11 protein-coding genes and 1 tRNA gene are annotated in these 19,094 nt (G+C 68.9%); 3 read left to right on the plus strand and 9 right to left on the minus strand.

Features of this window, described 5'->3' with window-relative positions:
* Window positions 1-175: 175 nt before the first annotated feature.
* Window positions 176-3,238, minus strand: coding sequence for a TonB-dependent receptor (locus WAE60_RS16820; RefSeq protein ID WP_337687654.1), 3,063 nt, complete (start codon window positions 3,236-3,238; stop codon window positions 176-178).
* 682 nt (window positions 3,239-3,920) lie between these two features.
* Here WAE60_RS16820 and WAE60_RS16825 point away from each other — a divergent pair.
* From WAE60_RS16825 to WAE60_RS16835, 3 genes are all read left to right on the plus strand, one after another.
* Window positions 3,921-4,943: a LacI family DNA-binding transcriptional regulator gene (locus WAE60_RS16825; protein ID WP_029913087.1), complete on the plus strand. Its 1,023-nt coding sequence runs from the start codon at window positions 3,921-3,923 to the stop codon at window positions 4,941-4,943.
* A gap of 58 nt (window positions 4,944-5,001) precedes the next feature.
* Window positions 5,002-7,257, plus strand: coding sequence for a beta-glucosidase (locus WAE60_RS16830; RefSeq protein WP_337687608.1), 2,256 nt, complete (start codon window positions 5,002-5,004; stop codon window positions 7,255-7,257).
* 218 nt (window positions 7,258-7,475) lie between these two features.
* Window positions 7,476-7,550: transfer RNA gene (locus tag WAE60_RS16835), tRNA-Asn, on the plus strand.
* A gap of 175 nt (window positions 7,551-7,725) precedes the next feature.
* Here the strand turns inward: WAE60_RS16835 and WAE60_RS16840 are convergent.
* From WAE60_RS16840 to WAE60_RS16875, 8 genes are all read right to left on the minus strand, one after another.
* Window positions 7,726-10,491 (minus strand): PAS domain-containing protein, encoded by a 2,766-nt coding sequence (locus WAE60_RS16840; protein ID WP_337687609.1) that lies wholly within the window; start codon window positions 10,489-10,491, stop codon window positions 7,726-7,728.
* A gap of 43 nt (window positions 10,492-10,534) precedes the next feature.
* Window positions 10,535-11,170 (minus strand): chemotaxis protein CheX, encoded by a 636-nt coding sequence (locus tag WAE60_RS16845; RefSeq protein WP_337687610.1) that lies wholly within the window; start codon window positions 11,168-11,170, stop codon window positions 10,535-10,537.
* Window positions 11,167-11,550, minus strand: a complete 384-nt coding sequence (locus WAE60_RS16850; protein ID WP_029913068.1) for a response regulator — start codon at window positions 11,548-11,550, stop codon at window positions 11,167-11,169. Before WAE60_RS16850 ends, WAE60_RS16845 begins: the two co-directional genes overlap by 4 nt.
* Window positions 11,551-11,853: 303 nt before the next feature.
* Complete coding sequence (locus WAE60_RS16855; RefSeq protein ID WP_337687611.1) at window positions 11,854-13,773, minus strand: chemotaxis protein CheA; 1,920 nt, start codon at window positions 13,771-13,773, stop codon at window positions 11,854-11,856.
* The gene (locus WAE60_RS16860) at window positions 13,770-14,627 is read right to left on the minus strand and encodes a protein-glutamate O-methyltransferase CheR (protein ID WP_029913062.1); all 858 of its coding nucleotides are present in this window, start codon (window positions 14,625-14,627) and stop codon (window positions 13,770-13,772) included. Before WAE60_RS16860 ends, WAE60_RS16855 begins: the two co-directional genes overlap by 4 nt.
* Window positions 14,624-15,709 carry a chemotaxis response regulator protein-glutamate methylesterase gene (locus WAE60_RS16865; protein WP_029913059.1) on the minus strand — a complete coding sequence of 362 codons (1,086 nt, stop codon included), beginning with the start codon at window positions 15,707-15,709 and terminating at the stop codon, window positions 14,624-14,626. Before WAE60_RS16865 ends, WAE60_RS16860 begins: the two co-directional genes overlap by 4 nt.
* A complete protein-coding gene (locus tag WAE60_RS16870; protein ID WP_337687612.1) occupies window positions 15,706-17,148 on the minus strand; it encodes a chemotaxis protein CheW in 1,443 nt (480 codons plus the stop codon). The genes WAE60_RS16865 and WAE60_RS16870 overlap by 4 nt, the downstream gene beginning before the upstream one ends.
* Before the next feature lies 1 nt (window position 17,149).
* Window positions 17,150-19,081: a methyl-accepting chemotaxis protein gene (locus tag WAE60_RS16875; protein WP_337687613.1), complete on the minus strand. Its 1,932-nt coding sequence runs from the start codon at window positions 19,079-19,081 to the stop codon at window positions 17,150-17,152.
* Between the last annotated feature and the right edge of the window lie 13 nt (window positions 19,082-19,094).

The raw sequence follows: 19,094 nt of genomic DNA on the forward strand, positions 1-19,094 counted from the left end.
GACGCGCCCGTCTGATTTGCGATGCTAACCGCCCTGGACGGAAAAAGAAGCCGCCGTGACAGGGGTCACGGCGGCCCGCAGGGAAGGGTTGGAGGCGTCCCTCGGGATGAGGAACGTCAAGAGGAAGGTCCGGAGCGCGACCACCAGGACAAAGGCGGCCGCGCCCAGGTCTAGATCACCACTTGGCGCGAACGCCGAGGGTCCAGCGCGGTTCGAACTGGTTCTGGTTGGCGTACTGAGACTTACCGTCCGCGAACTTCACGTAGTAGTTCTCGATCTCGCCGGTCACGTTCGAGCCGTTGAGGTAGACGATGACGTTGTCGCGAACATCGTAGCTGAGGTTCACGTCGACGTAGCCGGTGGACTTCTGGAAGACCGGCAGGTTGTCGCCCGAGCTGCCGGTGACGCTGCTGAGGCGGTCGGTCCGGTAGTTGTAGGCGACACGGGCCTGCCACTTGTTGTCCTGGTACCAGCCGATCAGGTTGTACTGGTACTTGGAGTTGTCGGTGAACGGCAACTTCTTGCCGTCCAGGCCGACGCGCGATTCCGAGCTCGGCGAGTAGGTGGCGTTGGCGTCGACACCGAAGTTCGAGAAGAAGCCGCCGTCCATCAGCAGGTCGCTGAACGCCAGCTTGGTGCCGACTTCCAGGCCCTTCACCGAACCGCCGTCGCCCTGGATGGGCTGGCTGACATTGACGGTGCGCGGAGTGCCGTCCTCGTCCTTGAACGTGCCGGTGGTGGTGCCGCCGGTGACGAAGCTGTCGATCTTCAGCTTGAACACCGACAGGTTCACCATAGAAGCGGCGCCGAAGTAGTATTCGACCGCCGCGTCGAGGTTGGTCGAGCGCCACGGGTTCAGCGCCGGGTTGCCCGACGAGCTAGCGCCCGTCACGCAGCGGCCCGGCTTGGTGCCGCAGTCGGCGGTGGAGATGCTGAGACCCCCGCCGTAGTTCTGCAGGTCCAGCGGCTGCATGGTCTTGGAGTAGCCGAAGCGGAACTTCAGGTTGTCGGTGGCGTCGTAGGTGGCGTTCAACGACGGCAGCCAGTCGGTGTACTTGCGGGTGGTGACCGTGTCGCCGACGTCCAGGTTGGTGTCGCCGTAGTTCTGGGTCGCGCCCGTCAGGTTCTGCTTCACCAGCAGGTGCGTCTGGATGACGTGCAGGCCGACGTTGCCGGTCAGCTTGCCGATCTCGAAGTCGGCGGCGCCGTAGGCGCTTTGCTCCTTCAGGGTGACGTCATAGGTCACGCCCGGGATCTGGTAGCGGACCGCCGCGCCGAACACGCGCTTCTGGAATTCGGCCACGTTGTCGAAGTCGTGCGGATCGACGACCCAGAAGCCCGGGATGCCCTGGGTGATGCTGCCCAGGTCGTCCATCCAGATGACGTTGTTGTAGGCGTCGATCTTGGTCGGCTTGTTGACCGTGTAGCCCTGGAAGATCGGGGCGCCGCCGGCCGGGTTCGAGACCATTTCGCCGGCCTGGCACTGGTCCTGGTTCATGACCACGTCGATGGCCTTCCACTGGGCGTAGCAGCCCGCGGCCGGCACCGGCTGGCCGTTGGCCTGGATCGCGCCCGGCGTGCCGCCGTAGAACGGCGAGAACAGGTGGAACGCCTCGACCTGGACCGAGCGGTCGCTCTGGCGAACGCCGGCGTCGATCTTGGTGACGAAGCCCAGCAGCTTGTCGTCGAACTTGTAGTGGCCTTCGGCGCGGAACGCGTTGAAGTCGGAGTCGACCTCGTTGTTGCCCTCGGACGAGAACGCCGCGATGGCGTAGCTGTCCTTGTTGGCCATGTAGTCCTTCAGCGTCTTGCCCGCACCCAGGCCGCCGGCCAGCGGACGGTCGAAGCCGCTCCAGACCGCCTTGTTCCCACCGATATTGTAGTGCAGCTGCGGATTGGCGCCGTAGCCCAGCGGGTTCGGGTTCAGATAGCAGCCGCCGGCGCTGCCGACGACGGCGTTGGAACGCTGCGAAGCCGGGTACTGGGCGCAGATCGAGGCCGGGTAGAACGGGCCGCGGGTGCGGTCGTCGGCGTTGCGGAACAGGTTGAACCGGCCCGGCGCGTACTGCCAGTTGCTCAGGTCGCCCTGGGCCTGGCCGTTCATGCTGAGGCGGTTGCCGTTGGCGCGGATGGCCCGCACCTCGCTCGTGAAGTTGCCGCCGTTGTCGTACTTCAGTTCGAGGTTGTAGTTCTTGGTCTCCGACTTGGTGGTGCGGTTGACCGCGAAGCTGTTCACCCACCAGGCGTCGATGTCGTACTCGTCGACCGCGATCCAGGGACGGCTGTTGCCGGTGCTGTTCTGGCCGGTCTGCTCGAACACGGTCGGGGTCGTCCACGCGCCATAGGCGCCGCCGTCCCAGCGGTTGGAGATGTTGATGCCGGCGGCGCGGTTGTATTCGTCGAGCTTGGCGTAGAAGCCCTCGGCGATCAGGGTGAAGCCCTCGCCCAGGTCCGCCTGGAACGAGACGTTGACGCCCAGGCGCTTGCGCTCGACCTCGCGGTGGAAGCTCTCGAAGCCGTGCGGCGAGATGTAGTTGTTGGCGAACGAACCGCCCCAGTCGTTGCTGCCCGACAGGCCCACGACGCCCGACGAGTTGTTGCCGAGGTTCACTTCGCTGGCGGTGGCCGCGACCATCAGGCCGACGCGCTCGTTGCGCCAGTTGACCAGGCCGTTGACCAGGTAGTCGTTGTCCTTGGTGCGCTCGCCGCGCTGGCCTTCGACGCCGGCGGCGAAGTGGAAGCCCTCTTCCATGTCGAACGGACGGCGGGTGCGCAGGTCGACGGTGCCGGTGATGCCCGACAGCGCGTTGGTGGGATCGGTCGTCTTGTAGACCACCACCTGGTTCATCAGCTGGGCCGGCACGTCCAGCAGGTTCGGCTGGGCCGTGCCCATGTTGCCGGCGCTCAGGTACTGTTCGCCGTTCAGCAGGGTGATGACCTGGGCCAGGCCGCGGATGTTGATCGTGGCGCCTTCGCCGGCGTCACGCTTGATCTGCACGCCCGGGATGCGCTGCAGCGAGTCGGCGATGGTGGTGTCGGGCAGCTTGCCGATGTCTTCCGCCGAAATCGCGTCGACGATCGAGGCCTCTTTGCGCTTGATGTCGACCGACTTCATCTGCGAGCCGCGGATGCCGGTGACGACGATCTCCTCGACCTGCGAGGACGCGTCCGCCGCCTGGGCGTGGGCGCCGGTGGCCAGCGCCATGGACGAGGCGCCCGCCAGCAGCGCCAGGGTCATGCCCCGGGCCAGCGCGGACTGATTTCGTGGATTGGACAAGTTCTTCGCTCCCCAAAAGTATTTTTATGGCCGTTCCCGCCCCCGCCGATTCCGACGTAGGCGGCATCCGCCTTCAGCCCTTCGCCAAGGACGCCGGCCTGCCCGGCGCGCCCCGTTTCGAGTGAAAGCCTGTTGGCGACCCCTGCGTCCCTCGACGCATACGCTGGCTCACGCCCTCCCCAGCCGTGTCTCAAGATTGATAAATGTCCCGGTCGTGTCAATCAAAATGTCAACGTTGTCATTTTGTGGCCAGGGCGCACAAAAACGCTACGCAAGGAAAACACCGCTTCCTGCGGCCCGCCCAAACTCCAAGATTATCTCTTTGAATAATAACGATTTTTGTCGAAGAAAAATCCGAAGAACCTCCGGGGCGCCGGACAAAATGTGACCGCTCACAATGGACATGTTGTGAAAAGAACCAGCCACCTTTCAGCCGTAATTTCCCTTGCGGCATATGGAATTCCGAGATTCCGATGTCCCGATTTGACCCGAAATGACCCGCTAAATGTCCTGTTTGGACAATTTCATGTCCTGACGCATGACATCGTTGTCGGGCTGAGCTATGGCTTGCTCAAACGGGGCGGCGGCGATTCAGGTGATCGAGCGCGCGGCGCGATCATTTTGTGTTGGGTGCGACAAGGTCATGGCGACGATCCACGATGTGGCGCTGCGAGCGGGCGTCTCGCCCAAGACCGTGTCGCGCGTCATGAACGACCACGAGAGCGTCACCGCCAAGACCCGCGAACGGGTGCGCGAAGCGATGCGGGCGCTGGACTACCAGCCCAGCACCGTGGCGCGCGTCCTGCGCTCGCAATCGGCCCCGGCGGTCGGCATCCTGATGGGCGACCCCAGCGGCGGCTACCAGACCCGCATCCACCACGCCCTGATGGTCGCCTGCCTGCAGAACGGCCGCCACCTGTCGGCCGAGCTGGTCGAGGGCGACATGGCCGGCTGGCAGGACCGCATCCGCGCCTTCGTCACCGAGGGCGGGGTCCGCGAGATGGTGCTGCTGCCGCCCGAGTGCGACTTCGCCCCGCTCAAGGCCCTGCTGCGCGAGCACGGCGTGCGCTGCGTGCTGATCTCGCCCACCAGCCCCGATTCGCTGTCGCCCAGCATCGTCATGGACGACCGCGCCGCCGCCCGCGAGGTGGTCGAGCACCTGTTCAGCCTGGGCCACGAGCGGATCGGCCACATCGCCGGCCACCCCGACCACGCCGCCAGCACCCTGCGCCGCAACGGCTTCAACGAGGCCTACGCCGCCGCCGGCAAGCCGCGTCCGGACCCCGCCCTGATCGTCCCCGGCGACTTCAGCTTCAAAGGCGGCCTGGCCGGCGCCCAGGCCCTGCTGGACATGGACGACCCGCCCACCGCCATCTTCGCGGCCAATGACGACATGGCCGCCGCCACCTGCATGGAAGCCCAGCGGCGCGGCCTGAAGCTGCCCGACGACCTGTCGGTGGTCGGCTTCGACGACGCGCCGATCGCCGCCGCGATCTGGCCGTCCCTGACCACCATCCGTCAGCCCTTCGACCAGATGACCCAGCGGGCCATCACCGCCCTGAACGGCTGGAGCGCCAACGAGGCGCTCGGCAAGGGCGCGGCGACCATCCTGACCCAGCACAGCCTGGTGATCCGCGAATCCACCGGCCCCGTTCGAGCCGGCTAGACCGAAGTCCTATCCGCGTCGGCGAGCCTCGCCCACGCCAACAATAATGGGAGGTACTATGAACCGACAGTCCTGGCGGGGCCTGACCCTGGCCCTCATGCTCGGCGCGTCCGCCGGCGCCCTGGCCTCCACCGCCGCCTGCGCCCAGGCGCCCGCCGCGGCCCCGGCCTCCCGTCCCTGGCTGGACCCCAAGCTGGACGCCGACGTGCGCGCCGACCTGGCGGTCAAGGCCATGACCCAGGACGAGAAGCTGACGGTCATCTTCGGCTATTTCGGCGCCGACATGGGGACCAAGTACAAGCGCATCGCCGAGGCCCTGCCCGGCTCGGCCGGCTACATCCCCGGGATCGAGCGCCTGGGCATCCCGGCCCAGTTCCAGACCGACGCCGGCGTCGGCGTGGCCACCCAGGGCGGCGAGCCCAAGAAGCGCGAGCGCACCTCCCTGCCCGCCGGCATCGCCACCACCGCCACCTGGAACCCCGAACTGGCCCAGGCCGGCGGGGCGATGATCGGCTCGGAAGCCCGTGACTCCGGCTTCAACGTCATGCTGGCCGGCGGCATCAACCTGACCCGCGAGCCGCGCAACGGCCGCAACTTCGAATACGGCGGCGAGGATCCCTGGCTGGCCGGCAGGATGGTCGGGGCCCAGATCAAGGGCATCCAGTCCAACGCCATCGTCTCGACCATCAAGCACTACGCCCTGAACGGCCAGGAGACCGGCCGCTTCGTGCTGGACGCCAAGATCGGCGAGGCCGACGCGCGCACCTCCGACCTGCTGGCCTTCCAGTTCGCGATCGAGGACTCCGATCCGCACTCGGTGATGTGCTCGTACAACCGGGTCAATGGCGACTACGCCTGCGAGAACGACTTCCTGCTGAACAAGGTCCTGAAGCAGGACTGGGCCTACAAGGGCTATGTGATGTCGGACTGGGGCGCGACCCACTCCGGCGCCAAGGCCGTCAACGCCGGCCTGGACCAGGAGTCCGGCGCCGAGGCCTTCGACAAGCAGACCTTCTTCCGGGCCCCGCTGAAGGATGCCCTGGCCAAGGGCGAGGTGACGCAAGCGCGCCTGGACGATATGGCCCGCCGCATCCTGCGCGGCCTGTTCGCCAGCGGCGTGGTCGAGAAGCCGGTGAAGATCGCCACGATCGACTACGCCGCCCACGCCAAGGTCACCCGCGCCGACGCCGAGGAAGGCGTGGTCCTGCTGAAGAACGACAAGGGCCTGCTGCCGCTGGTCGCCAGCGCCAAGAAGATCGCCGTGATCGGCGGCCATGCCGACGTCGGCGTGCTGTCGGGCGGCGGCTCGTCGCAGGTCTATCCGATCGGCGGCCGCGCGGTGACCGGCGAAGGCCCCGCCTCCTGGCCCGGCCCGATGATCTACTTCCCCTCCTCGCCCCTGAAGGCGCTGAAGGCCCGCCTGCCCGGCGCGGACATCCAGTTCGCCGACGGCAAGGACAAGGCCGCCGCCGCCAAGCTGGCCGCCGGCGCCGACGTGGTGCTGGTCTTCGCCACCCAGTGGAACGGCGAGTCGTTCGACAGCCCGCTGACGCTGGAGAACGACCAGGACGCCCTGATCGACGCGGTCGCCTCGGCCAACGGCAAGACGGTGGTCGTGCTGGAGACCGGCGGCCCGGTGCTGATGCCGTGGCTGTCCAAGGTGGGCGGCGTGGTCGAGGCCTGGTATCCGGGCTCCGAGGGCGGCGAGGCCATCGCCCGCGTCCTGACCGGCGAGGTCGACGCCTCGGGCCGCCTGCCCGTCACCTTCCCGGCGTCGCTGGACCAGCTGCCCCGCCCGACGCTGGACGGCGATCCCAAGAAGCCCGACGACCTGTTCGCCGTGGATTACACGATCGAAGGCGCGGCGGTCGGCTACAAGTGGTTCGACAAGAAGGGCCACCAGCCGCTGTTCGCCTTCGGCCACGGCCTGTCCTACACGACCTTCGCCTACGAGAACCTCAAGGCCGAGGCCAAGGGCGACGCCCTGACCGTCAGCTTCGACGTGAAGAACACCGGCAAGCGGACCGGCAAGGCCGTGCCGCAGGTCTATGTCTCGCCCAAGGCGGGCGGCTGGGAAGCGCCCCAACGCTTGGCCGCCTTCAAGAAGGTCGAACTGGCGCCCGGCGCCAGCACCAAGGTCACCCTGACCGTCGATCCGCGCCTGCTGGCCACCTGGAACGAGAAGGCCCACGGCTGGTCGGTCGCGGCCGGCGACTACACGCTCAGCCTGGGCGACTCGTCGCGCGACACGGCCGCCAAGGCCGATGTCGCGGTGGCGGCGCGATCCCTGCCCGTCGGCCTGATGAAGCCCTGATGCGGCCCTGATGCGGTATAGGGGCGCCATTCGGTCGCAGGCGGAATTAAGGTCTGATTAACCATAAAGACCCAAATTCGACTGGTCTTTCTTGAAGACACCCCACCATCACTGACTTTCCACAGCCCGGTCATCGACCGGGCTGTTTTTTTGTCCGAATGCGCTTGCACCGAGTCAAATCGGCGGCTATCACCCGGCCTCTTCCTGAGGCGACCTGTTCCGCGGTAGCTCAGTGGTAGAGCAGCCGGCTGTTAACCGGCTGGTCGTAGGTTCGAATCCTACCCGCGGAGCCACCTCTCCCCTTTCGGGGATTGTTGGGAATTTTCAACAAGCTACGATTTCGGGCGCCACCTGCCCGACTAGGGCGAGCGCACGGCCGCCCGCGTTGTCGGACGTTGGGTGAACTCCAGCAACTCGACCTTTTCCAGAGCGCATCGATTTATCGGCGCGCATTGGCGTGGCGCCTGGTCAGCTCGTTTCGCGCCTCAGGATCTCGCCGATGCGACGCCCGAGCTGTTCGATGGCGAAGGGCTTGCCGATGATCTCCATTCCTCCTTCGAGGAACGCGGCCTGGTCGGCGGCTTGTTTGGCGTAACCGGTCATGAACAGGATCGGGAGGCCCGGCCGCCGCTCGCGGGCGATCTCGGCCAGTTGGCGGCCGTTGAGGCCCGGCAGCCCCACGTCGCTGATGAGCAGATCGATGTGCCGCGACGATTCGAGGATCGGCACGGCCTGGCGACCGTCGGCGGTCTCGATGCCCTGGTAGCCGAGTTCCTCCAGCACCTGCATCACCAACAGCCGCACGGCGGCGTCGTCCTCGATGACAAGCACGGTCTCGCCGGCGCCGACGGGCGCGAATTCGTCGTCGATCGAGGCCGCCGCCTCCACCGCGCCCTGGTGACGGGGCAGGAAGAGCTGGATGGTCGTGCCTTCACCTTCCGCGCTGTCGATGACGACGTGACCCCTCGACTGCTGGATGAAGCCGTAGATCATCGACAGGCCCAGGCCCGTCCCCTGCCCCAGCGGCTTGGTGGTGTAGAAGGGATCGAAGACCTTCTGAAGCACTTCGGGCGGCATGCCCGTGCCCGTATCGGTCACGCTGATGGCGACATAGTCGCCCGCCTCGGCGTGGTCGCTGTCGGCCAGTTCGCGGTCGGTCAGATGGACGTTGCGCGCGGCGATGATCAGTTCGCCGCCGTCAGGCATGGCGTCGCGGGCGTTGATGCCCAGATTGAGGATGGCGCTTTCCAGCTGATTGTCATCGGCGACAGCCGGCCAGAGGTCGGGCGCGATATCGATGCGCAGCGACACCTGCTCGCCCAGGGTTCGGCGCAGCAGATCTTCCATGGAGGCCGTCAGGGCCCCCACGTCCAGTGCACGGCTGTCCAGGGTCTGGCGACGCGAGAAGGCCAGCAGGCGGTGCGTCAGCGCCGCGGCGCGCTGTCCGGACTGCATCGCCGCGTCAAGGAAACGGTCGACGTCGCCCATCCGCCCTTCGGCGATGCGCCGGCGCACCATGTCGATGCCGCCGAGGATGCCCGTGAGCATGTTGTTGAAGTCGTGGGCCAGGCCGCCGGTCAGCTGGCCCACGGCCTCCATCTTCTGGCTCTGACGCAGCTGGTCCTCCAGCGCCTTGCGCTGGGTGACGTCGCGCCCGATCCCGTAGATGGCGTCGCCTTCCGGCATGGCCGTCCAGTTGACCCACAGATAGGTCCCGTCCTTGGCCAGCATGCGGCAATCGAAATCACCGATGGCCTCGCCGCGCGACAGGACGGTGAAGCGCTCCATGGCGGCTTGGTGGTCGTCCGGATGGACCAGGCTGCCCGCAGGCTTGCCGACAAGATCGGCTTCGTCATAGCCCAACAGGGTCCGCCAGGCGGGATTGGCCGCGCGATAGAGGCCGTCCGGCCCGATCACGTGCAGCAGGTCGCGCGACAGGTTCCAGACCCGATCGCGTTCCTGCGTGCGCGCCGCGACGCGGACCTCCAGCGTCTCGGTCAACACGCGAAGCTGCTCTTCCGAGCGCTTGGTCGAGGTGATGTCGTAGATCACGCCGATGAAGCTGACCCCGCCCGTTCCGTGCGGCCGGTATTCGCCCCGCGACGCGAGCCAGCGCTCCTCGCCGGTGTCGGCCCTGCGGATGCGGAATTCGTGGAAGGCGGGACCGAAGACGTGCTGTCCGTCGCGCCCCTGGATGATCGGCGGGTCGTCGGGATGCACGACGGCGTTGATGGTGCGGACGGGAAGGCTGGTCGCCGGCCGCAGGCCGAGAAGCTGGCAGAACTGCTCGGAGACGTCGGCGGTCCCGTAGCCGCTGAGATATTCGAACGAGCCGACGCCGCCGGCGGTCTGCGCCACCAGGAGCTGTTCCTCGACCCGCTTCTGATCGGTGATGTCGGCCAGGACGCCGGAGAAGCGGACGGGGTTGTCGTTGTCGTCGAGATAGGTCCGCCCACGCGCCGACACCCAGTGGACGACGCCGTTGCGCACCACCCGGTAGTCGCGCGTGAAGACCTCGGCGCCGTTCAGGGCCCCCGCCACGGCGATCTTCAGCCGCAACCGGTCGTCGGCGTGGACCGGCGCGAAGAACGCCGAGGTCGGCAGGCCCTGGGCGGCCTCCACGGGGTCGAGGCCGTACAGATTGGCGAAGCGCACGTCCGCGACCAACGTGCCCGCGGCGATATCCCATTCCCAGGCCCCGGCCGCGCCGGCGATCGCCTGGGCGACCCGCAGCTGCTCCTGCGCCTCGGCGAGCCGCTGGCGGCTGACGCGCAGCTGCTCGACCACGACCTCGTCGGTGTATTCGCCGGTGACGTCAGCCTGGGTGGCGAAACGATAGGCCGGCGCGCCGTCCGCATCGCGCAGGGTGGTGATGTTCAGCCGGTTCCAGAACGGCGCGCCATCGCGTCGCCGGTTCAGGATGTCGGCGGTGACGGCCCCGTCGCGCCGAAGCCCCTCGGCGATGAACGCCACCATCTCGCGATCGGTGGCGGCGTCCTGCAGGAAACGGCAGTTGCGCCCGACCGCCTCGCGCGCTGAATAGCCTGTCAGGGACTCGAAAGCCGCGTTCACATAGACGATGGGATCGTCATCCCGCCGGGGGTCCGTCACCGTCACCGCGACGCCGGATTTCACCAGGGCGTCGAACAACGGGCCGGCGAGCGCGTGCAAAGCGTCCAGCGCCCGGTCCGCCTCGGGATCCTGGTGACGTATCGCGGCGTCGGCCTCGGTCATGACCCGAACCTAACGCCAAGCTTGGCAATAGGTTCAACCATGGTCAAGCATCGCCGACCACGCGCTCGATGAAATCGGCGATCAGGCCCTTCAGGGCGTGCAGGGACGGCAGGTCCATCAGCATGGCGATGTAGCCGCGGATGTCCCGGTCGTTGATGGCGAAGTTGATGTACAGGAACAGCACCACGCCGCCGTCGGAGGTCTCGGGCGACAGGTGGAACAGCTTGGAGCCGTCGCCGCGGATCACTTCGGGCAACGACATCGTCAGCGGCCGCTGCAGCATGTTCGCCATGGTCGCCAGGCAGCTGTTGAGCACCACGTTGCCGGTCTCGGCCAGCGCCTCGTCCTCCATGTCGGCGGCGTCCGCGACCGACAGGGCGCCGCCGGTCACCGCGTGCACCAGCGCCATGCTGTTTGACTGCGGGAAGATCAGCAGGGCCCGGCCCGAAAACACGCCGGCGAAGTCCTGGCGGACGGCGACCAGCTCGCCGCTCTCGCGTTCCCGGATCAGGGTCGTGGCGCCCTCGCGGGTGACCACCTCGACCGCCGGGACCGACAGCAGAACCTGTTCGCCGACCATCTTGCGAAGATTGGCGGCCGCGCGACTGACTCCGATATTGACCAGTTCGGTCAGGGCGTCCCGCTCCAGATCGTCGAGCAGGATGGATTGCGTGGTCATTGCGCCGCCGATCGCAGCCGAAGCGCCGCGCCCGACAGGAAGCCGCGCATGCCTTCCTCCGTCACCGGCTTGGCGATGAATGTGGCGTTGGCCGCGCGCGCGCGGCTGATGATCTCGTCCTGGACATTGGCGGTGGCCACGGCGATCGGCATGGTCGGGAAGCGCTCGCGCAGTTCCTCGGCCAGGGCCAGGCCGTCTCGGCCGGGCATGTTGTAGTCGAGGACGGCCACGTCGATCGCCTGGGCGTCGAACGCGGCGATCGCCTCGTCGGCGTTGCCGGCCTCGACCCGTGTCCAGTCCGGCTGCAAGGCCGCAATGGTCTTGCCCAGGACGATCCGCGCCAGCTTGCTGTCGTCGACGATGAGAACGGTCGTCCCCATGAACTTCTCCTCGCACCGCCGCGCAACGGCGCGGCGTCAAAAACTATGGTCTGGACACATCCGACGGTCGTCCGCCGGTCAAGGCGGGCAACAATCGATCTCTCAGGAAGGGATCGTCGGGAAGGCCGACGATTGTAGGACGAAAGGCCAGGATCGCCTGAACAACCGCCGCATGCAGACCTTCGCACATCGACAGGTCCAACGTGGAGTCCGAAACGCCTTGTAGCAGAGCCGTTAGCGGCTCTGCGTCCTCTACCCGACAGACTCCCCGCAGGCGGATGATCGGACCGTCGTTCAGAACCGTCATAGGACCAGCTCCGCCGGATCCAGGACCATCAGCACCGCGCCGTCCGCCAGCAGGGTGGCGCCCATGACGCCCGGCGCGCCGGCCAGCAGGCCGGTCATGGGGCGCACCGTCGCGTCCATCCGGTCGACGATGGCGTCCACCGAGAAGCCGACGAGTTCGCCGCGAGCCCGAGCAACGACCACCCGCTCGCTCGGCCGGTGTCCGGAAGCGACGGCGCCCACCAGGTCGCCGAGCGACACCAGCGGGACCACGGCGTCGCGCAGTTGGAACGCCCTGCCCGCCCGAACGGGAACGATGCGTTCGGTCGGCACCCGGACGGTCTCGACCACGGTATCCAGCGCCAGGCCGTAGCGTTCTTCGCCGCAGGTCACGACCATGACCTTGGTCAGCACCATGGTGACAGGCAGGATGAACCGCACCGTCGCGCCCTTGCCCACCCGGCTGTCGACGATGACCTTGCCGCCCAGCTTCTGGGCCGCGTCGCGCACCACGTCCATGCCCACGCCGCGGCCGGACACCGCGCTGACCTCGCTGGCCGAGGAGAAGCCCGGCGTGAAGATCAGATCGATCGACGCCTGGTCGTCCAGGCGGTCGGCCGTGTCCCGAGTCAGCACGCCGCGCTGAACCGCCAGGGCGCGGATCCCGGCCGGATCGATCCCCGCGCCGTCGTCGCGCACCTCGATCACCACCTGGTCCGCCACGGCCCTGGCCGTGAACCGGATCGAGGCGGCGGCCGGCTTGCCGGCCCGCGCGCGCACGTCTGCCGGCTCGACACCGTGGTCGATGGCGTTGCGCAGCACGTGCAGCAAGGGCTCGAACAGCCCGTCGACGATGGTCTTGTCGACCTCGACGTCGCCGCCCTCCACCTCGAGGGATACGGTCTTGTCCAGCGAGCGGGCGATTTCCCGCGCCAGCCGATGGAACCGCGCGAACAGCGGACCCAGCGCCACCAGGCGCACCTTGCCCACTGTCGCGTGCAGATCCCCGACCAGCCGGTCCAGCTGGACCTGTCGCGCGCGGAGGGCCTGACCCAGGGCCTGACCGCCGGGAAGGCCTTCGGCCTGAGCGGCCAGGTCCGCCAGGCCGTTCTTGGCGATGATCAGGTCGCCGGCCAACGCGGCGAGCCGATCCACGCGCTCGGCGTCGATGCGCAGCGTCTTGCGCGCGCCTTGCTCCGGCGCCGGGGCCGTCGCCGTCTCTTCCGCCGTCAGGTCGACCACCTCGATCTGGTCGGCCACGAAGCGGAAGGCCGCCTCGACCTCCGACCGACCGGCGGTCGACACCGCTTCCAGCACCAGGTTGCAGGCGTAGGGATCATAGTCCTCAAGCCCGCCCCAGGCCTCGCGCGGCGAGACCTGCAGGCCGGCCAGGCCCGGCATCGCCGCGACGATGGCGATGGGATCGTCGCCGGAAAAATAGCTGTCGGCGCGCGGCGTATAGCGGACGGCCGTCGCGCCCAGGCCGTCGAACGCTTGGGGCGGGCGCCAGCTGGTCGGCGCCGTCCGGGCCGCGGTGTCCGTCGCGGCGCTCACCGAGGCCACCAGGGCGCGCAGCCGCCTGGTCTCGCTCTCGCCGGCCAGGTCGGCGTCGGCCGGCAGGACTCCGGTGCGGTCCAGTGCGTCCAGCCAGCGATCGACGGTGTCCACGACGCTGAACAGGGCCTCGAAATCCTCGGCCACGCCGGTGCGTTCGGCGCGCAGCAGGGTCAGCAGGTCCTCCGCCGCGTGCAGCATCAGGCTCATCGGCCGCAGGTCGAACAATCCCGCCGAGCCCTTCAGCGTGTGGATCGCCCGGAAGCAGCCGTCCAGCGCGCCCGCGTCGTCGGGCCGACGCGCCAGGCTGGCCAGGTCGTGCTCGGCGCTGGCGACCAGTTCGCGACCTTCGCTCAGGAACTGGACCATGAGGTCGTCGGTCATACGGCCTCCCCCGGCCGCTGGAAAACGACCGCGTCCTCGAACCGGCGGACCAGGAAGCGGTCGCTGATGCGGCTCATGGACTCCGTGTGCCCCAGGCACAGATACCCGCCCGGGTTCAGTCGATCATAGAGGTTCCTCGCCGCCACCAGGCGCGAGGCGTCGTCGAAGTAGATCAGCACGTTTCGGCAGAAGATGACATCGAACATCCCCTGCTCCGCCAGGCCCGGCCCGTCCACCAGATTTGCCCGGGTGAAGGTCACCGACTCGCGCAGATCGTTGATGAGCTTGCGGCGATGCCGGCGGCTCGGTTCGAAATAGGCCTCGACGACCTCCGGCGGCAGTCGCGACAGCGCGCGCTCGCCGTACAGGCCTTCGTGGGCCGCGTGCAGGGCCCGCGTGTCGATGTCGGAACCGATGATCTCGACATTGTACGCGTCCACCATGCGCCAGTTCTCGAGCAGCCAGATCGCGATCGAATAGGCTTCCTCGCCGGTCGAGCAGGGCGCCGACCAGATCCTGATCTTGTCGCCCGGACGGCGCGAGGTGATCAAGTCCGGCAGGAGCGACCGGCTCAGGCAGGCCAGTTGATGCTCTTCGCGGTAGAAATAGGTCTCGTTGACTGTGAAGGCGTTGATCAGCGTCTCGCGTTCGACGGGGTCGGCCCGCAGCTGGCCGAAATAGGCGGCGAAATCAGGACAGTGGGTGGCCGCGACCCGGTCGGCCAGCCGCCGCTCGATATAGTAGCGCTTGCTCTCGCCGAACTGCATGCCGGTGTGGCGATACAGGAACTCGCAGACCTTCTTCAGGTCGTCGGCGCTCAGATGCGCCTGCTCGGGCGTGGGGGCCCGGCTCACCCGGCCCGGACCATGTCGCGGATCTTGCCCGCGATGGCGTCGACGGGCGCCACGACGTCCGCCCCGCCCGCTTTCACGAGTTCGCCCGGCATGCCCCAGACGACGGCGGAGTCCTCGGACTCGGCGATCGTGCGGCCGCCGGCCGCTCGCAGCGCGGTCATGGCCCGCGCGCCGTCGTCGCCCATGCCGGTCATCAGCACCCCGACCAGCCTTTCGGGCGGCATGACCGCGGCCACGCTGTCGACCAGACGGTCGACGCTGGGATGCCAGCGATGCTCGGCGCTGGACGGGGTCGACAGCGCCACGGGCCCGGCGGCCCGGCGGCTGACAATCATGTCGGCGTCGCCCCGCGCGACGTAGACGCAGCCTGGAACCAACGGCGTGGGTCGCGCCACCTCGATCACCCGCAGGGCGCACAGGCCGTCCAACCGATGGGCCAGGGACGCGGTGAACGCGGCGGGCATGTGCTGGGCCACCAGGATCGGCCACGGGAAGTCGGCCGGGATCTCGCGGAGCACGGCGTCGAGGGCCGGCGGACCGCCCGTCGACGCGCCGAGGATCACCAGGCCCGGCGGCGTGCCGGCGGGCTGGGGTTTCCAGCCCGTGGCCGTCTTGCCCCGCGGCGGCGGCGGGACGATCGCGCCATGGCGGGCCCTCAGGCGCTCGGCGAGGCGATGCGAGCGGCGCAGACGCGACGCCGCGGCCGTCACGACCTTCTCGACCAGGATCGGCGCGAACTCGTCGATCGCCAGCGACACCGCGCCGTCCGGCTTGACCACGAAATCCACCGCGCCCAGTTCCAGGGCCTCCAGGGTGGCGTCCGCGCCCTCGGCCGTCAGCGACGACACCATCACCACCGGGCAAGGCCGCTCGACCATCACCCGGTCCAGGCAGGACAGCCCGTCCATGCGCGGCATCTGGACGTCGAGGGTGATCACGTCGGGCTTGAAGGCGTGGACCTGCGCCAGCGCCTCGACCCCGTCGCGTGCGAAGGCGACCTCGAACCCCGGCTCGTTCTGGAAGACATCGCCCAATACGCGGCGCATCAAGGCGGAATCGTCGACGATCAACAACCGGGTCACGAGGCGGGCGACCTCGCCGTCAGGTCGCGCAGCAGGTCGGCTTCGGCGCGCGCCAGCAGGGCTCGCGGATCGATGAGCAAGATGACGTCCCCCTCGCGCTCCACCTTCGCGGCGCGGTCGAACAAACGGTCGCCATCGTTCGACAGTTCCGGCGCGGGCATCAGGTCTTCAGCCTCGACCTCGAGGATCCTGGACACCGCGTCGACCGCGAACCCGGCCTGCAGCCCGTCCAGGGTGACCACGACGACGCGGCGCGCCTCGCCGGTCGCTTCGCCGGAGACGGAGAAACGCTGGCGCTGGTCGATCACGGGGATCAGCTTGCCTCGCAGGTTCATCACGCCCTGGATATAGGCCGGGGCCTTGGGCAGGCGGGTCAGGGTCTCGGGCAGGCGCACCACCTCGTCGACGGCGGCGATGGGCAGGCCGTAGGTCTCGTCGCCCAGGCGTATGACCAGGAAGCGCTCGCGCGCCGCCGCCGAGGTCGTGCTGGCCATGGCCATATCCTTTTGGTCGCCGGTCTCCGCGAGCAGCCGCGAGACCCGATCGTCGGCGATCACCCGTTCGGGGACCAGGATCGAGACCAGCCCCCGGCCGTCCGGCAGCCGCAGGACGGAGTCGATCCGCGCCTCGCCGCCGGCGCGATTGAACAGGGTCGGCGCGGGTCCCACGGCGTCACGCGATGCGCGCAGGATGACGCTGATCCGGTCGACCAGCAGCGCCAGCCGATGGTCGCCGATGTGCACGACGACGATGCGGTCGTCGGCCTGCACCGCCCGCTCGGCCAAGCCCAGAAGGGCCCGGAGGGAAACGACCGGCAGGACCTCGTCGCGCAGTTCGAACACGCCGATCAGCACCGCCTCGGTGCGCGGCAGAGCGACCACGGCCTTCGGAACCGCCATCACCTCAGCCACGGCGTCGAGCGGCAGGGCGTAGTCCTGCCCGGCCAGGACAAATCCCAGAAAGGCCAGGTCCGGCGCCGCCGCGACCGCCGGCCGCGCGGCGACCTCGCGCTCGGGCGCGCGGCGCGCGGCGCGGAAGGCCGCGAACCGATCCTGCAGCGCCGCGTCCAGATCGAACCAGCGCGCGCCGCTCGCGTCGTCGAGCATCAGGCGGCCGTGCTGGAGTTCGACCTGGCCGTCGCCTTCCGAGGCGGTCAAGGTCTCGATGGTGTCCACAGCCAGGCCGATCGGCGGATCGCGGCGCAGCACCACCACCCGCGTGCTGTCCGCAGGGTGGTCATCGCCCAGCAAGGCGCCCAGCGACACCACCGGCAGCACCAGGCCGCGCAGGTGGGTGACGCCCAGCAGCCCGGGAGGCCCGTGCGGCACGCGGGTGACGCGCGGCGTGCGGATCACTTCGGCGACGCCGGCGGCGGCCATGGCCACGCGCGCGCCGCCGGCGCGCACCGTCAGCCGTTGGCGGGTGTCGTCGGACGCCATCCTAGCCGGCCGCGGCTTGCTGCAGCTCGTTGGCCAGAAGCGCGATCTCCTCGATCGCGGCGGCCAGTTCCTCGGCGCTCTGGGACTGCTGGCGGGCGGCGGCCGCGGCCTGGGCGGCGGCGCTGCTGGCCTCTTCGGCGGCCGCGGCGATCTGGCCGATCCCCGACGACACCTGGGCGCTGGCCGCCAGAACGTCCCCCGAGCCCTTGACGATGTCGTCCGAGCCGGCCTTCAGCATCTCGGTCTCGGCGGCCACCTGGGTCAGACGCACCTCGATGGCGCGGTTCTTGTCGAGCTCGGCGCTGGCCAGGGCGTTGATCTGGTCGACCTCGCGCCGGACCTTGGCGATCTGGGAGACGATGCCGGTGACCAGGTCCTTGACCGCGTCGGCGTTGTGCGAAGCGTCACGCGCCAGGGTGCGGATGTCGCCCGACACCACCGCGAAGCCGCGGCCCGCCTCTCCGGCCCGGGCGGCTTCCACCGCGCCGCTGGTCGCCAGCATCGTGGTCTGCACGGCCACCAGGCCCAGGCCGTCGACGATCTTGCCGATCGCGCTGGCCAGTTCCTCCAGCGCCTCGACGGTCTCCAAGACGGCGCTGTTCTCCTCGACCGACGTCGCAACACCCCGCGCCAGGCGGCCGACGGCGTCACGGCCTTCCGTCAGCAAGGTCTGCATGACCGCCACGCGCTCGGCGCTGGCGATCGCATTGGCGCTGGACTGCCGGGCCGCCTTCTCGATCTCCTCCATGGCCGAGCCGGCCTGCTGGGTCGCGGCCGCCTGGATCTGGGCGCCGCGGCTGATCTGGTCGATGGCCACGAGGATCTCGCCGGCCGCGCCGGACAGCTCCTGCACCGTGGCGGACAATTCCTCGGCGGCCGCCGAGGCCTCTTCGGCCGCCGCCGAACCGCCTTCGCCGCCGACCAGCATCTCGATCATCTCGCCCAGGGCGTCGGAGGCCGTCTGGCTCTGGTCCAGCGACTGAGCCTGCTGCTGCACGGAGCGCTGGGCCTCGGCGGCGGCGGCGGCCTGCTCCTCGGCCGCGCTCGACACGCTCTCGGCCCCGCGTCGCGCCTCGTTCGCCGCGCCCGCGGCCTCGACGGCGGCGATCAGGATCATCTGGCTGTCTTCGCCCAGGACCGTCATCTCGCGCCGCACGGCGGTCAGGATTTCACCGACCTGGGCGCCGGCCTCGGCTTCGGCCTCGGCGGTCGTCGCGGCCTGGCGCAGCCGATCCGCCGCGTCGCGCACCGAACCGGCGATGCGCTCGGCCAGCGCTTGCACGTCCTGCGATCGCTTTTCGGACGTTTCGGCCAAGGCCCGGACCTCGTCGGCGACCACGGCGAAGCCACGCCCGTCGTCGCCCGCCCGCGCGGCCTCGATCGCCGCGTTCAGCGCCAGGAGATTGGTCTGGTCGGCGATGTCGGCGACGCTCTTGGTGATCTCGCCGATCCGCGCCGCATGGCGTTCCAAGGCTTCGATCACAGTGACACTGGCCAACTGCCGCTGGGCGTTCAGGGCGACGGCCTTGACCGAGGCGTCGATGGCCGCGCCGGATTCCGTCAGCAGGGTCTGGAGCACTTCGGTGCGTTGGCGCGATGTCTCGGCCCGCTCGCGCGCCTGGCCGAAACTGACGCTCATGGCGGTGACCGCGGCCAGGGATTCGTGGGCCGCCCCGGCCGCCTCCTCGGCGCCGCTGGCGATCTGGGCCAGAGCCCGCCGCAGTTCCTCGACCGCGCTGGACGCCTCGGCCAGGCCGCCGGCCAATTCCAGGGTCGCCGCCCCGATTCGCTCGCTGGCGTTCTGGCGGCGGGAAACGGCCTTGCGGACCGTGGCGCGCGGCACGACGGGGGTCGACGGCTCGACGGTCTTCTCGGAAGCCGGCGTTCGCGTCTTCGCGCGCGAGGCCAAGGTCGATTTCTTCACCAGAGCCATGCCGCCCCTCCAA

Origin of the sequence: Caulobacter sp. CCG-8 (assembly GCF_037402475.1) — a bacterium.
Classification (GTDB): Bacteria; Pseudomonadota; Alphaproteobacteria; order Caulobacterales; family Caulobacteraceae; genus Caulobacter.